The sequence below is a fragment of the Micromonospora sp. NPDC048835 genome (assembly GCF_040649995.1).
Classification (GTDB): domain Bacteria; phylum Actinomycetota; class Actinomycetes; order Mycobacteriales; family Micromonosporaceae; genus Micromonospora.
Genome location: NZ_JBEZGM010000002.1, coordinates 446,843 through 460,563 on the forward strand (window position 1 = coordinate 446,843; position 13,721 = coordinate 460,563).

The 13,721-nt window shown below is 72.2% G+C and carries 14 protein-coding genes and 1 tRNA gene; 10 read left to right on the forward strand and 5 right to left on the reverse strand.

All coding sequences use genetic code 11. The annotated features are described in order from the left end of the window. Positions 1–23 precede the first annotated feature (23 nt). The 6 genes from AB0C15_RS04570 to AB0C15_RS04595 all read left to right on the forward strand — a co-directional run bounded on the left by AB0C15_RS04570 (position 24) and on the right by AB0C15_RS04595 (position 5,779). Positions 24–1,196 (forward strand): acetyl-CoA C-acyltransferase, encoded by a 1,173-nt coding sequence (locus AB0C15_RS04570; protein ID WP_357348590.1) that lies wholly within the window; start codon positions 24–26, stop codon positions 1,194–1,196. Positions 1,197–1,251: 55 nt separating this feature from the next. After that, positions 1,252–2,265: an aminoglycoside phosphotransferase family protein gene (locus AB0C15_RS04575; protein WP_357348592.1), complete on the forward strand. Its 1,014-nt coding sequence runs from the start codon at positions 1,252–1,254 to the stop codon at positions 2,263–2,265. A gap of 111 nt (positions 2,266–2,376) precedes the next feature. Then, on the forward strand, positions 2,377–2,883 hold the full coding sequence (locus AB0C15_RS04580) for a hypothetical protein (protein ID WP_112583835.1): 507 nt from the start codon (positions 2,377–2,379) through the stop codon (positions 2,881–2,883). Continuing rightward, positions 2,834–3,667 carry a response regulator transcription factor gene (locus AB0C15_RS04585; protein WP_357348594.1) on the forward strand — a complete coding sequence of 278 codons (834 nt, stop codon included), beginning with the start codon at positions 2,834–2,836 and terminating at the stop codon, positions 3,665–3,667. Before AB0C15_RS04580 ends, AB0C15_RS04585 begins: the two co-directional genes overlap by 50 nt. After that, entirely contained in the window at positions 3,660–5,123 is a 1,464-nt protein-coding gene (locus AB0C15_RS04590; RefSeq protein WP_357348596.1) for a HAMP domain-containing sensor histidine kinase, read from the forward strand. The genes AB0C15_RS04585 and AB0C15_RS04590 overlap by 8 nt, the downstream gene beginning before the upstream one ends. A gap of 56 nt (positions 5,124–5,179) precedes the next feature. Further along, entirely contained in the window at positions 5,180–5,779 is a 600-nt protein-coding gene (locus AB0C15_RS04595; RefSeq protein WP_357348598.1) for a hypothetical protein, read from the forward strand. Between the two features lie 49 nt (positions 5,780–5,828). Here AB0C15_RS04595 and AB0C15_RS04600 read toward each other — a convergent pair whose 3' ends face one another. Next, on the reverse strand, positions 5,829–8,054 hold the full coding sequence (locus AB0C15_RS04600) for a glycosyltransferase family 39 protein (protein WP_357348600.1): 2,226 nt from the start codon (positions 8,052–8,054) through the stop codon (positions 5,829–5,831). A 124-nt stretch (positions 8,055–8,178) separates the two neighbouring features. Between AB0C15_RS04600 and AB0C15_RS04605 the strand changes: the two genes are divergently transcribed. Both AB0C15_RS04605 and soxR read left to right on the forward strand, forming a co-directional pair. Further along, positions 8,179–8,886, forward strand: coding sequence for a glycosyltransferase family 2 protein (locus tag AB0C15_RS04605; RefSeq protein ID WP_357348602.1), 708 nt, complete (start codon positions 8,179–8,181; stop codon positions 8,884–8,886). 100 nt (positions 8,887–8,986) lie between these two features. Further along, the gene (gene soxR, locus AB0C15_RS04610) at positions 8,987–9,442 is read left to right on the forward strand and encodes a redox-sensitive transcriptional activator SoxR (protein WP_357348604.1); all 456 of its coding nucleotides are present in this window, start codon (positions 8,987–8,989) and stop codon (positions 9,440–9,442) included. Here the strand turns inward: soxR and AB0C15_RS04615 are convergent. Continuing rightward, on the reverse strand, positions 9,435–10,433 hold the full coding sequence (locus AB0C15_RS04615; protein ID WP_357348606.1) for an NAD(P)H-quinone oxidoreductase: 999 nt from the start codon (positions 10,431–10,433) through the stop codon (positions 9,435–9,437). The two genes, soxR and AB0C15_RS04615, sit on opposite strands and share 8 nt — an antisense overlap. 161 nt (positions 10,434–10,594) lie before the next feature. Between AB0C15_RS04615 and AB0C15_RS04620 the strand changes: the two genes are divergently transcribed. Then, a tRNA-Ser gene (locus tag AB0C15_RS04620) sits at positions 10,595–10,684 on the forward strand. Positions 10,685–10,691: 7 nt separating this feature from the next. Here AB0C15_RS04620 and AB0C15_RS04625 read toward each other — a convergent pair. Beyond that, positions 10,692–11,873: a low temperature requirement protein A gene (locus tag AB0C15_RS04625; protein ID WP_357348608.1), complete on the reverse strand. Its 1,182-nt coding sequence runs from the start codon at positions 11,871–11,873 to the stop codon at positions 10,692–10,694. 51 nt (positions 11,874–11,924) lie between these two features. Then, positions 11,925–12,080, reverse strand: a complete 156-nt coding sequence (locus tag AB0C15_RS04630) for a hypothetical protein (RefSeq protein ID WP_357348610.1) — start codon at positions 12,078–12,080, stop codon at positions 11,925–11,927. A gap of 128 nt (positions 12,081–12,208) precedes the next feature. On the opposite strand from AB0C15_RS04630, the gene AB0C15_RS04635 reads away from it, so the two are divergent. Then, positions 12,209–12,751: a YbhB/YbcL family Raf kinase inhibitor-like protein gene (locus tag AB0C15_RS04635; RefSeq protein WP_357348612.1), complete on the forward strand. Its 543-nt coding sequence runs from the start codon at positions 12,209–12,211 to the stop codon at positions 12,749–12,751. Between the two features lie 153 nt (positions 12,752–12,904). On the opposite strand, the gene AB0C15_RS04640 is transcribed toward AB0C15_RS04635, so the two are convergent. After that, entirely contained in the window at positions 12,905–13,615 is a 711-nt protein-coding gene (locus AB0C15_RS04640; RefSeq protein WP_357348614.1) for a methyltransferase domain-containing protein, read from the reverse strand. Positions 13,616–13,721 lie beyond the last annotated feature (106 nt).

Genomic DNA, 13,721 nt, shown 5'->3' on the forward strand with positions numbered 1-13,721 from the left:
GCCTAAGTTACCGGGGAGTACAGATGAGTGACGCGGTCATCGTCGGCGCGGTGCGTACCCCGGTCGGGCGGCGCAAGGGCAGCCTCGCCGGCGTCCACCCGGTCGACCTCTCGGCGCACGTGCTGCGTGCCCTCGCCGAGCGCACCGGGCTCGACCCGGCCCAGGTCGACGACGTCTTCTGGGGCTGCGTGTCCCAGGTCGGCGAGCAGTCCTGGAACATCGCCCGCAACGGCGTGCTCGCCGCCGGCTGGCCCGAGACGGTGCCCGGCACGACGCTTGACCGGCAGTGCGGCTCCAGCCAGCAGGCCCTGCACTTCGCCGCCGCGACGGTGCTCTCCGGCCAGGCCGACCTGGTGGTCGCCGGTGGCGTCGAGTCGATGACCCGGGTGCCGATGGGCTCCAGTGTGGCCGGCGGCATGCCGTTCAGCGACCAGCTACGCGCCCGCTACCGGGGCGTCGAGGGCTTCGCCGACGACGCGCCGCTGCCGTTCAACCAGGGGGTCGGGGCCGAGCTGATCGCCCAGCGGTGGCGTCTCTCGCGTACCCAGCTCGACGAGTTCGCGTTGGCCAGCCACGAGAAGGCAGCCGCCGCGCAGGACGCCGGCGCGTTCGATCCGGAGCTGACCCCGGTGCCGCTCGCCGACGGTGGCAAGTTCGCCGCCGACGAGGGCATCCGCCGGGAGACCTCACTGGAGAAGCTGGGCGAGCTGGCCACCCCGTTCCGCGCCGACGGTGTGGTGACCGCCGGTTCCGCGTCGCAGATCTCCGACGGCGCTGCGGCCCTCGCGGTGACCACCTCCGACTGGGCCAGCCGGCACGGCCTGCGCCCACTGGCCCGGATCCACACCGCGGTGGTCGCCGCCGACGACCCGGTCACCATGCTCACCGCACCCATCCCGGCCACCGCGAAGGCGCTGCGCCGCGCGGGGTTGGGCATCGAGGAGATCGGGGTGTACGAGGTGAACGAGGCGTTCGCCCCGGTGCCGCTGGCCTGGCTGGCGGAGACCGAGGCGGACCCGGAGCGGCTCAACCCGCGCGGCGGGACGATCGCCCTCGGCCACCCGCTCGGCGGCTCCGGTGCGCGGATCATGACCACCATGCTCCAGCACATGCGGGACAACGGGCTCCGCTATGGCCTGCAGACCATGTGCGAGGGCGGCGGCATGGCCAACGCGACGATCGTCGAGCTGGTCTGACCGGCGGCGGAAAACGCCTCGCCTCGCGCCGGGAGGGCCACCTAAGGTGCCCGACGTGACGACGATTGCCGGTGAGCGTGCCCCCGACTGGTCCAGCGAGCAGTGGCAGGTGCGGGCCCGGTCCTGGGTCGACGCGCAGCTCAGCCGGGCCGGCCGACGGGTGACCGGGTTGGTGGAGCCGAGGCTGCGGCCCTGGTCGCTGGTGTGGCGGGTGCCCACCGACGACGGCCCGGTCTGGTTCAAGGCCACCAACCCGGGCACCGTGCACGAGGCGGTCCTGGTCGCGGCGCTCGCCGAGCTGACGCCGGACCGGGTGCTGACGCCGATCGCGGTGGACCCGGCGCAGGGCTGGTCGCTGCTGCCCGACGGCGGCGAGTCGTTGCGCGACGTGCTGGCGCGCGACCCCGACCTGGCGCACTGGGAGCGGGCGCTGCCGGGGTACGCGGCGCTGCAACTGGCGAGCGCGTCGCGCGCCGACGAGTTGGTCGCCCGGGGTGTGCCGGACCAGCGCCCGGAGGTACTGGCCGACCTCTTCGCCGAACTGCTCGACGATCACGAGTCGCTGCTGCTCGGTGCCGAGGGCGGGCTCAGCCCGGCCCTGCACGAGCGGCTGCGGGCGGAGCTGCCGTCGTACGCCGAGCGGTGTCGCCGGCTCGCCGACCTCGGTATTCCGGCCACCGTGCAACACGACGACCTGCACGACGGCAACGTCTTCGCCGGCGCTGCCGGGTACCGCTACTTCGACTGGGGTGACGCCTCGGTGGCGCACCCGTTCGGCACGCTGCTGGTGACCCTGCGCTCGGTCGGGCATGCCCGGAATCTCGCCGTGGACGACGCCCCGCTGGTGCGGTTGCGCGACGCCTACCTGGAGGCGTGGACCGACAGGTACGACCGTCGGACGCTTGTCGAGGCCGCCGACCTCGCGATCGGCCTGGGGCCGGTGAGCCGGTCGCTCTCCTGGCGTCGAGCACTCGACACCGTCGAGGAGTCCCGCGCCGAGTACGCCGACGCGGTCCCGGGTTGGCTGGAGGAGCTCTTCGCCGCCAGTCCACTTCAGCCGAACTCCTGACCATGATCCGTCCGAGTCGGAAGTCGGACAGGCAGTGCGACAGAGGGCGTGGAACTTCCAAAAAAGTGCCGTGACCCACGTCACCCTGCTGGGGGCGTCGTTGGGCACGTCATGGACGTCTTCTCCCGAACGTTCCTCCCGGCCGCCGCTGAGGCTGGCCTGGCCGTGCAGACGGTGAGCCGGCACATGCCGGTCTTCCGGCGCTGCGTCGGCTCTGGTGACGCCACCATCCTGGTCACCCGTTGCAGCCGCCCCGACCGCCCGGTCACCGGCGACTACCTGCTGCTGCTCACCCACCGCCGGTTGGTGGTGACCCAGCAGACCCGCCTCCTGCACCGACTGCGCCTGCACCTCAACACCGAGCTGCGCGAGCTGAGCAACGTCACCTGGAGCCCGGACCCGCGGTTGCAGTCGGTCGAGATGGCGGCCACCGCCATCGACGGAATCCGTGAGCGGTTCCTGATCCGGACCAGCCACCCGAAGCAGGTCTGGCAGCTCGACGCGCTGCTCAACCAGGCATTCCGGACCCGTCTGCGGCCGGCCGGCGCGCGGGTCGTCGCAAGCATCGGTGACGCGCCGGCCGCCGCACGGCCCGGGATGTTCGCTCCGTCCTGGTGAGCTGACACCCCGGTCGGGCAGCGCACCGCCTTTACCGAACTCGAACACGCACCGATCGCGCCGAGCCCACCGGGTCGGCAATCATGGGCCGGTCACCGTCGAACCACCGCATCGCGGGCTCGTCCTCGTCGTCGAGGACGAGCCGAGCATCGCCGACCTGGTCCGGCTCTACCTCACCCGGGACGGGTTCGGCGTCCACCTGGAACGCGACGGTGCGGCAGGTCTGAGCGCGGCCCGCCGGCTACGCCCGGTGGCCTGCGTCCTGGACATCGCGCTGCCCGGCCTGCCCGGCACCGAGATCTGCCGCCAGCTCCGCGAGGCCGGCGACTGGACTCCGGTCATCTTCCTCACCGCCCGGGACGACGAGGTGGACCGCATCGTCGGCCTTGAGCTGGGCGCCGACGACTACGTCACCAAGCCGTTCAGCCCACGGGAGCTGGTCGCCCGGGTGCGGGCGGTGCTGCGTCGTTCCGCAGGCGGCCCGGAGGGCGCGGACCGACCACGGGTCGTCGGCCCGGTGACGCTCGACCCGGCCCGCCGCACGGTCACCGCCGCCGGCGCCCCGGTGCAGCTCACCTCGACCGAGTTCGACCTGCTGGCCCACCTGATGGCCCGGCCCGGTCGGGTCTTCACCCGGGAGGAGTTGCTGGCCGGGGTCTGGGGCTACGCGGCCCACGCCGGCACCCGGACGGTGGACGTGCACGTCGCCCAGGTGCGGGCGAAGCTCGGCCCGGCGAGCGTGATCCGGACCCACCGTGGCGTCGGGTACGCGGTCGATGCCTGACCACCCCGGGGTCGAGCCGCCGACCATGGCCCTGCCGGTGGTCGGCACCGGCCCACCCGCCGCACCTCGACGAGGCCGACCCGGCCGTACGCTCACCGCCCGCGCGGTGCTCGTCACCTGCGCGGTGGCGCTGGTGTCGGTGCTCGTCACCGCCATCGTCGCGGTGCCGTTGGCGATCCGTGGCGCGGAGCGGAGCGAGCAGCAGGCGCTCGCCGCCCAGGCCCGCCTCGCGGCCGAGGTGCTGCGGACCCGCCTCGACCGGGGCCGTAGCGCCGACGAGGAGCGGCTCATCCAGCAACTGCGCGACCAGGGCATCGACGCGTACCTGATCCGGCGCGGGGCGGTCGACCGGGCCGGTCTGCCACCCCGGGTGGTGCAGCGGATCGGGCAGGGCCGCAACGTGTCGGCGCGCCGCTCGGTCAACGGTGAGCGGGCCCTGGTCGAGGGGCGGGCGCTTCCCGGGGGCAACGGGGTGGTGCTCTCCCGTCCGCTGGCCGACGGTCTGTGGGCCCGGGTGCTGCTCAGCCTCTGGCTGCCGCTGCTGGCCGGGTTGGCCGCCGGGGTGGTGGCCGGGCTGCTGCTGGCCCGTCGGCTGGCCCGGCCGATCCGCGTCGCGGCCACCGCCGCCGCCCGACTGCGCGCGGGTGACCGTGCCGTCCGGGTGCCGGTCGAGCCGCCGGACGAGGTCGCCGACCTGGCCGAGGCGTTGAACGGGCTGGCCGCCGCACTTGCCACCAGCGAGGGCCGGCAGCGGGAGTTCCTGCTCTCCGTCTCGCACGAGCTGCGCACCCCGCTGACCGCGATCCGGGGGTACGCCGAGGCGCTCGCCGACGGGGTGCTCGGCGGCGACGACACGGTGGAGGCCGGTCGGACGGTGCTGGCCGAGGCCCAACACCTGGACCGGCTGATCGGTGACCTGCTGGCACTGGCCCGGCTGGAGGCCGCCGACTTCCCCCTCGAACCGGTGCCGGTGGACCTGACCCAACTGACCCTGGACGCGGAGCCGACCTGGTCCGGTCGGTGCGCGGCGGTGGGGGTGCCGTTCCGGCTGGAGACGCCCGGTCAGCCGGTGCCCGCGTACACCGATCCGGGGAGGATCCGGCAGGTGCTTGACGGGCTGCTGGAGAACGCGCTGCGAGTCGTACCCCCGGGGTCGCCGGTGGTGCTCGCGGTCCGGCCGGCCGGCGCGGACCCGGCGCACGGCGGCGTGTTGGAGGTCCGCGACGGCGGGCCCGGCTTCACCGACGACGACCTGGCGGTGGCGTTCGAACGCGGTGCGCTGCACGAGCGCTACCGGGGGGTGCGCAAGGTGGGTAGCGGGTTGGGGTTGGCGCTGGCCGCCGGATTGGTCCGCCGACTCGGTGGCGAGATCCGCGCGGGGCACGCGCCGGAGGGCGGGGCCGCCTTCACCGTCCGGCTGCCAGGCGATCCTTACCTGACCCGAACGTCGGCCTGACGCTCCGCTCGTCGTTCCCGGGAAGGCTGAGGGCTCCACGGACGAGAGGGAAAGTCATGCCACGTTGGGGTATCGCCACCGGCACCACGGCACTGCTCGCGGCGCTCGCGCTCGGCGTCAGCGGCTGCGGCGCGGCCGAGGTGGCCAGCCAGCCCGCCCGGGATGTCGCAGTCGAGGTCGCCGCCGCCATGGGGGTCGAGGGTCAGGCGCTGACCGCGATGGGCTTCGACGCCGACGACCTGGACGTGCAGACCGTCGCGGCACCGGCCACCCCGACGCCTGGCGCGTCCCCCACCGCCAAGGAGAAGGCCCGGGAGAAGCGCGGCGAGGAGTGGCGCAAGCGCCGCCAGGCCCGCGTGCTGCTGCGCAGGAACACCCTGCACGGTGAGGCCGTGGTCAAGGCGAAGGACGGCGGTACGCAGACCGTGGCCGTGCAGCGCGGCGAGGTGACCGCAGTCGACGGCGACTCGATGACCGTCAAGTCCTCCGACGGCTTCACCATGACCTGGACCCTCGGCGACGACCTGCGGGTGGTCGAGCGGCGGGCCACCGTGCAGCCGAGCGAGGTCAAGGTCGGCGCGACGCTCGGCGTCGCCGGCGCGAAGGACGGCGACAAGGGCGTGGCCCGGCTCATCCTCATTCCCCGCGCCAAGTGAGCGTAGGGGCCCTGGCCGACCGACCAGGGCCCCTACCCATGGTCGGTGGCTAGCGGCCCGCCGGCAGGGCGTAGCCGACGTAGTCGCGGAACTCCAGCCGCCAGCCGGCCGGGACGAGCTTGGTGCAGGCCGCCTTGCTGCCGGTGCAGACGATCGCGTCGACCGAGGACGGGTCCGCCGGCGGACGTTCCGGCAGTACCGACTGCAACGCCACAAGCTCCGGCGAGCCACCGTCGGGCTGCCGCAGCAGCAGCCACCACGGGTACTCCCAGTTGTCGTTCTGCTGCACCAGCCCGATCCGTCGGGCGCCGCTGGCCTGGACCGCGGTCGCCGCCCAGCGGAACTCGTCGGCCCACTGAGGCCGGCGTAGGAACCGGGTGTCCAAGTCCGAGGTGGTGAAGACCGAGCCGGCGCCGACCAGCCGGCGCGGGAAGCCGTACGACAGCGCGAGCACCCCGGCCAGCGCCGAGGTGGCCAGCACCGTGACGGCAGCCATGGTGGCGACCGTTCGGCGTCCACCCGCCCGGCGGCGGAAGAGCGCGTCCAGCCAGAGGCCGGCGAGGGGCACGGCGAGCACCACGGCGTAGAGCAGCAGACGGTTGCCCCACGGCTGCCACTTGATCATTGCGGTGTGCAGCAGCACGGCGGTCAGCACCACCACCGCGTACGCCCGCAGCGACCCGGCCCGCTCGGGGGCGAGCCGCCGTGGCCGGCCGAGCGCGATCACCGCGCCGATCGCCGCCAACGCCCCGGCCAGCGGAAACGCCACCCGGTCCTCGTCCGGATACCAGGCCGGCTCCGGAAACAGTTCCCGGCCGAAGGTGATCGCGCGGTCCTGCGGGTCGACCCCGACCGCCTCGGCGCCGCTGATGATGACGTCGGCCCCGGCCCGGCGCAGGGGCGCCAGCGGGGTGTCGAACGCGGTGTGCCCGATCCGCAGCGCGTTGACCACTATCGACGCGGGGTCGTGCCGCTCCATCGGAATGGACTCACGCAGCCGGGGCGGCCCCAGCGGGTGCCCGAACTCGGCGGTCACCCGGGCCAGGAACGGGCCGACCACCACGGCCGCGACCACCAGGATCAGCACCGAACCGCCGACCGTACGGGCCAGCCCGCCGACCGGCCGGGACCGCCGACCCCCGCCAGCCACTGCGGTGCTCGCCGGGTCTGCCACTGCCGTGGCCGCCGGTGTCGCCCTGTCGATCCAGGCCAGTCTGAGCTGGGCCAACCCCCACAGCATCAGCAGCGGGCCGACCGCGATCAGACCGCTGGTCTTGGTCACCGCAGTCAGCCCGGTGGCCGCCCCCAGCCCGAGCAGCGTTCCCCAGCCGGTCCGTCGACGCAGCCCGTCCAGCACCAGGGTCGCCGCGCAGGCCACCCACGCCGCACAGATCAGGTCGGTCTGCGTGCTCGTCGCCTGGAGCACCACCATCGGCGTGGTCGCCAGCACGAACGCGGTGAGCAACTGGGCGCGTCGACCACCGCCGAGCTGCGCGGTGATCCGTGCGGCCACCAGGAGGCAGACCACTCCAGCCGCCCACTGCACCAGGTTGTACAGGTGGTCCCCGCCGGTCAGCAGGCGCAGGTGCAGCAGCAGGTACTCGGCGCCGGGTGGAATGGTCACCTGCCGGTGGATGGCGGTGGGCCAGAAGTCCAGGTCGCCCTGGGCCACCCAGTGCTCCACCTTCGGCAGGTGGTAGGTCTGCGAGTCGAAGTTGTTCGGCTCGGCCAAGAGCGCGACAAGCAACTCCAGCAGGACCAGCCCGCCGATCGTGCCGGCGAGGAGCCGTTCGCCCGGTCGGGCCGTACGCCAGGTGTCGACCGCCACCGCTAGCACGCCGGCCGCCCTCCGGCTGGCCCGGCCCGGCGCGGGGTCCGGCTCGCCGCGCTCGGCGGCCGGCGCGGACCCGTCCGGGCTGCCACCGGACACCACCGCGCCGACCGGCACCGGCCGCGGCGTGGCGCCGACCGAGGCCGGTGCGGCGGCGGACGGCTGCCCGAGGCGTATCGCGCGTCGCCGGCGCAGACCGGCCACGATTGCGGCGACGGCCAGGAAGAGCAGCCAGGCGACGGCGAACGCGGGGCGGGTCAGCGCGTGCGACGCGCCGAGGACCTCGACGACGAGCACCGCGTACGCCCCGCTGAGCAGGACGGCACGCACCACAGCGAGCCGCAGCGGTGCCACTGCGCCAGCCTCACGTGACCTCGACGCGACGGTGAGCAGGAGCACCGCGACGGCAGGAACCGCCGCGAGCAGGGAGCCGGCAGCCGACATGGCGGAAGTAAACACCATGGATCTGAGCCCGCCGCGCCGAGTGCCCCGCAGTGGCGATACGCGGTGGCGAATCCAACCAGGCTAGGCTAAGGCCGACGTGTTGCCGCCACCGTGGAGATTTCCCGTGAAGCTCTCGATCCTCATGCCGGTCTACAACGAGGAAGAACGCATCGCGGATGCCCTCAAGCAGGCACTGGCGGTGGACTATCCCTGCGAGATCGAGCTGGTGGTGGTCGACGACGGCAGCCGGGACGGCACCGGCGAGGTCCTCGATCGCGCCGACGACGCGCGGCTGCGGGTCATCACGCACAAGCGTAACGCCGGCAAGGGTGCCGCGATCAAGACGGCTGTCGACAGTGCCGAGGGTGACTACATGGTCATCCTCGACGCCGATCTGGAGTACGACCCGCAGGACATCCCCAAACTGCTCGACCCGGTGCTCGACGGGCGGGCCACGGTGGTCTACGGCAATCGCACCTTCGGCAGCCACAGCGCCTACAGCTTCTGGTACGTGATGGGCAACAAGGGCGTCACGATGGCGGCGAACGTGCTGTTCAACTCGTACATCGGTGACCTGGAGACCTGCTTCAAGCTGATGCCGGTGGCGCTCTACCGTTCGCTCGAGGTGCGGTCGCGTGGCTTCGGCATGGAGGCCGAGGTGACCGGCAAGCTGCTGCGCCGCCGGATCCGGCCGTACGAGGTGCCGATCAGCTACCGGGCCCGCGGCCGGGAAGAGGGCAAGAAGATCACCTGGAAGGACGGCGTCGAGGCGATCTGGATCCTCGGGCGCGAGCGCGCTCGCCGCCGCCCCACCGCCTCGGCCGCCAATTGAGCCCAGGCACACGCCCAGTTGGCGCTGCTGCCAGTGGTCGGTGTCGCCACCAGGCCACTACTGTGTGAGTTGAAGTGGACTTCAACTCAAGGACCTGGTGATGCCGGATTCGTTGACGATCGGTGAGCTGTCCGCCCGCTCCGGGGTGGCGCCGTCGGCGCTGCGCTACTACGAGCGGCTCGGGCTGATCCGCGCCGACCGCACCGGCGGCAACCAGCGCCGTTACGCCCGCGCCGAGCTGCGCCGGGTCGCCTTCATCCGGATCTCCCAGCAGGTCGGCGTCTCGCTCGACGAGATCCGGGATGCGCTCGACTCGCTCCCCGAAGCACGTACGCCGAGCCCGCAGGACTGGGCGCGACTCTCGGCGAGCTGGCGGAGCCGCCTGGACGAGCGGATCCGACTGCTCAGCAGGCTCCGCGACGACCTGGACGGCTGCATCGGCTGCGGCTGCCTGTCCTTGCAGCGCTGCACGCTGAACAACCCGGAGGACACCCTCGCCGGCGAGGGGCCGGGCGCTCGCCTGGTGCTGCCCCGCCCGGCCGACTCGCTCAACTGACTGCCGACCCGGCGCCCGCCGGGCGGGTGAGCAGCACCTTGCCGAAGTGATCGTTCGACTCGACGAGTCGGTGCGCCTCCGCCGCCTCGGTCATCGGCAGCCTCCGGTCCACTATCGGTCGGATCCGGCCGGCCTCGACCAACGGCCACACCTCGTCCCGTACGCCCTGGACGATCTCCGCCTTCTCCGCGAGCGGTCGGGACCGTAGCGACGTCGCGGTGACACTCGCCCGCTTGGTCAGCAGCGCCCCGAGATCCAACTCGGCCTTTCGCCCACCCTGCATGCCGATCACCACGAGCCGACCGCCGGTGGCCAGCGCGGAGACGTTCCGCCCCAGGTAGGACCCGCCCATGATGTCCAGGACGACGTCCACGCCGCGCCCGTCGGTGACCCGCCGGGCCTCCTCGACGAAGTCCTGCTCCCGGTAGTCGATCACGTGTGCCGCGCCCAACTCCCGCAGCCGGGCGTGCTTGGCCTCCCGCGCGGTGGTCAGCACGGTGACGCCGAGGGCCGCCCCGAACTGGATGGCGAAGGTGCCGATCCCGCTGCCCCCGCCATGCACCAGCAACGTCTCGCCCGCGCCGAGCCGCGCCACCTGGACCAGGTTCGACCAGACCGTGCACGCCACCTCGGGCAGCGCCGCCGCGTCGACCGGATCGCAGGCCGGCACCGGCAGCAACTGCCCGGCCGGGACCGCCACCCGCTCCGCGTACCCACCGCCGGCCAGCAGCGCGCAGACCTGCTGCCCGACCGCCCACCCGGCGACCTCCGCGCCCACCTCCGTGATCACCCCGGAACATTCCAACCCGGGGTACGCGGGCGCGCCCGGCGGCGGCGGGTAGTGCCCCTGCCGTTGCAGCAGGTCAGCGCGGTTGACCCCACTGGCCCGCACATCCACGACCACGTCGTTGGGGCCCGGCTCCGGGTCGGGCACCTCGGCCCAGACCAGCGCCTCGGGTCCACCCGGCTGCGGAATGGTGATGGCTCGCATGGGCCCAGTCTTCCCGATCTTCCCGGCCGCCGCAGGCGCACCGTCCGGCCCACAGTGGACGCGTCGAAGCGCCTGTTCCGCGCACCGGGGAGGGACGCCGGGCCGTCCGGAGCGAGCCATGGCAGACTGTGCGTGGCCGTACACCCACGGGTGCCGGTCCAGGAGGGTTCGCCTAGTGGCCGATGGCGCTGGTCTTGAAAACCGGTAAGGCAGCGATGTCTTCGTGGGTTCGAATCCCACACCCTCCGCCACCACGATTCACCCGCCCCGAGTCGGTCTTCTGGTCCACGCCTCGTAGCTGAGCAGCACGACGAGGAACGCGGTGAGCAGGCCGAGGGCGGCCAGGCCGGGCAGGTACCTGCCGACGGGTAGGAGCAGCAGCGCCGCAGCGGGCGCGAGAAACTGCTCGGGTCGTACGCACCTGACGCTGAGCGCCAGGAACGTCGCCCGGCCCGCGAGGTACAGGGCGGTCCCGCCGAACAGTGCGACAGCCGGGATCCAGTGCAGGGCGTGGTGTGTCTTGCCGTGTGCAAGACCGGTCAGCACCTCTTCGACGCCCAGCGCCACGTAGATGGTTCCGGCGAGCAGCGGAAGGTGCGCGACGCTGTACGCGTTGCCGGCCACGAAGCCGCGGTGCAGCCCGGAGTCGGTTGTCAGGGCGTTGCCGGCGCTCGTCGCGCTCGGGAAGTACAGCCAGTACAGGCACCCCGTGACGGTGAGCGTGAGCAGCGCCGCCAGCAGGGTCGGCCAGTGGATCATCTGGGTGCCGACCCCGGCGCCGACCGAGATCAGGGATTCTCCGAGCGCGATGATCACCACCAGGCCGTGCCGCTCCGCGAAGTGGCCGGGGCTGCGTACCGGCCAGCCGCCCACCAGCAGAGCGAGCACCCCACCACCCATGTCGATGATGAGCGCCGCCGCCCAGAGCAGGATCTGCGCGGTGCCACCGAACACCGCGCCGAGGACGAGCGGAAGCCAGGACAGCGCGGTGGTGAGGGCGTAGAGCCGAACTGTTCTGAGTCGCCGGGGGTCGTCCACCGCCACCCAGTAGAAGAGGGCGAACTGGGTCGACCGCACCACGACGTACGCCAGCACCAGGATCAGCCGGGGTGTCCTCGTACCGCTGCCGGTTTCCAAAGCCTCGGGGATAACCAGCGCGATGAGGAAGACGGCTGCCATCGCCACGGCGATGCCGACCCGGATCAGTCCGATGTCGATCCGTACGTAGTTGCCCAGCCAGGCATAGACCAGCCAGGAGTTCCACAGCAACATGAGGACGAGCAGGCCCTGGAGCAGGGTCACCGACGAGGGCCGTTCGCTCATGAACGCGGTGACCCGGATGAGCCCGAAGACGAGCACCAGATCGAAGAAGACCTCGAACAGCGTCGGCCGGTGGGACTCCGCCGTGGCTACCGGCCGCGATCGGAGGAACGGCCTCATCAGGTCATCTTGACGGTTCCGGCCGGAGGGTTCCGGCGGGAAGAGTCGCGGTCACCCCGGCGGGTCGATGGGCCGCCGATCCCGACGGATCGTCTCCTCGGCCAGTCGCTCGACCGCGCGCCGGCGGTCCTCGGCGATGGCTCGCTCGTCCCGGCGGCGGAACGCGGTGATGACGGCCACCACGAAATCCCGCCAGATGCCGGCCACGATGTCCCCCTGAGGACGTTGCCCGAAACTCCACGGTAGCTCCGGAAAACCACAGTGCCGGTCGTCGGACGGGGCGTAGCGGGGTAAGAAGGGGCTGGTATCTCCGCACACCGGAAGGACGCGTCCCGATGACCCTGGAACGACCGATCGCCCCGGACCCGTACGAGCTGCTGCCGACGCTGCCCTCGTTCACGCTGACGAGCGACGACGTGCACAACGGCGAGCCGATGGACGCCCGGCACGCGCATGGCAGCACCGGGGGTGACAACGTCTCACCGCAGCTGGCCTGGTCGGACTTCCCCGCCGAGACGAAGAGCTTCACGGTGACCTGCTACGACCCCGACGCGCCGACGGGCAGCGGGTTCTGGCACTGGGTGCTGGTGAACGTGCCGGTGAGCGTCACCCAACTGCCCACCGGCGCTGGTGGTGCGGCGGGCACCGACCTCGGCGGGGCGTTCTCGGTCCGCAACGACTACGGCGAGCAGGGGTACGGCGGTGCGGCCCCGCCGGCCGGCGACCGCCCGCACCGGTACGTCTTCGCGGTGCACGCCCTGGACGTCGACCAACTGGACCTCACCCCGGACGCGACCCCCGCCTACGTCGGCTTCAACCTCACGTTCCACACCCTGGCCCGAGCGGTGATCCGCCCCACCTACCAGATCAAGGAGTAACCCAGCAAGGCCGGCAGCGCCGCCCCGCCTCGTCTCGTCGATCATGGAGTTGTGGTGGGTGACAAAGCACCCGAACAGGAATGAACCTGGCACCACAACTCCATGATCGACCCGGGTGGGCGGCCCTTGGTGCCGGGCCGGGGCCGAGGTCGGTCAGGCTGGGACGCGGGCTACGGCGAAGACGGACTGGCCGAAGGGCGGGAGGACGAGCTGCTCGGCGGCCTTGGTGGCGGGCAGGACGAGGGTGTCGTACACCTTGACCATCGGGCCCTCCTTCGGCATCAGCCGGAAGACCTTGGTGGCCATGAAGTAGCCGATCAGCCCGAGCGCGTTGGCGTAGTGGATCTTCTCGATCGTCAGGCCGGCCTCGGTCATCGCCGCTCCGAGCGTCTTCTTCGTGTAGCGGCGGACGTGCCCGGTGGCGATGTCGGCCGGACCCATCGCGAACTGGAACGCCGGCACGATGATGATCACGGCACCGCCGGGTCGGACCAGGTCGCGCATGCTGCTCAGCGCGCCCACGTGGTCCTCGATGTGCTCCAGGACGTTGTACGAGACGGCGGCGCTGTAGTCGCCCCGCTCGTTGTGCGGCAGCAGCATCTGCCGGACGTCGATGTTCGGACGGTCGGCGAGGCGCTCCTTGAGCAGCACCAGCCGGTCCGGGTCGGCTTCGGTGGCGGTGAACCGGGGCAGCCGGTCGGACCATTCCAGCGCGTAGTCACCGAGGCCGCTGCCGATCTCGATCGGGTCGTCGCCGAGGTACGGCACGGCCAGCTCGATGAACCAGCGGCGGTGGTTGACAGCGGTTGCCAGGCCTTCGAGCACCTCGGACTGCACGCGCTGATCCCCAGTGATTTCTGCCATGCGTCGATTCCTCACGATATGAACTCGACCCGTGCCTGGACCGACAGAGTGAATCACCCGCTGGGTCGGCGAAAGAATCGGGGCATCGGGGTGGCCGAATTGTGGT

Excerpts from the sequence above, each read along its gene's own strand:
- AB0C15_RS04570 (WP_357348590.1), top strand. The coding sequence starts at position 24 with ATGAGTGACGCGGTCATCGTCGGCGCGGTGCGTACCCCGGTCGGGCGG.
- AB0C15_RS04580 (WP_112583835.1), top strand. The coding sequence starts at position 2,377 with ATGGACGTCTTCTCCCGAACGTTCCTCCCGGCCGCCGCTGAGGCTGGC.
- AB0C15_RS04590 (WP_357348596.1), top strand. The coding sequence starts at position 3,660 with ATGCCTGACCACCCCGGGGTCGAGCCGCCGACCATGGCCCTGCCGGTG.
- AB0C15_RS04595 (WP_357348598.1), top strand. The coding sequence starts at position 5,180 with ATGCCACGTTGGGGTATCGCCACCGGCACCACGGCACTGCTCGCGGCG.
- AB0C15_RS04600 (WP_357348600.1), bottom strand. The coding sequence starts at position 8,054 with ATGTCGGCTGCCGGCTCCCTGCTCGCGGCGGTTCCTGCCGTCGCGGTG.
- soxR (WP_357348604.1), top strand. The coding sequence starts at position 8,987 with ATGCCGGATTCGTTGACGATCGGTGAGCTGTCCGCCCGCTCCGGGGTG.
- AB0C15_RS04615 (WP_357348606.1), bottom strand. The coding sequence starts at position 10,433 with ATGCGAGCCATCACCATTCCGCAGCCGGGTGGACCCGAGGCGCTGGTC.
- AB0C15_RS04625 (WP_357348608.1), bottom strand. The coding sequence starts at position 11,873 with ATGAGGCCGTTCCTCCGATCGCGGCCGGTAGCCACGGCGGAGTCCCAC.
- AB0C15_RS04635 (WP_357348612.1), top strand. The coding sequence starts at position 12,209 with ATGACCCTGGAACGACCGATCGCCCCGGACCCGTACGAGCTGCTGCCG.
- AB0C15_RS04640 (WP_357348614.1), bottom strand. The coding sequence starts at position 13,615 with ATGGCAGAAATCACTGGGGATCAGCGCGTGCAGTCCGAGGTGCTCGAA.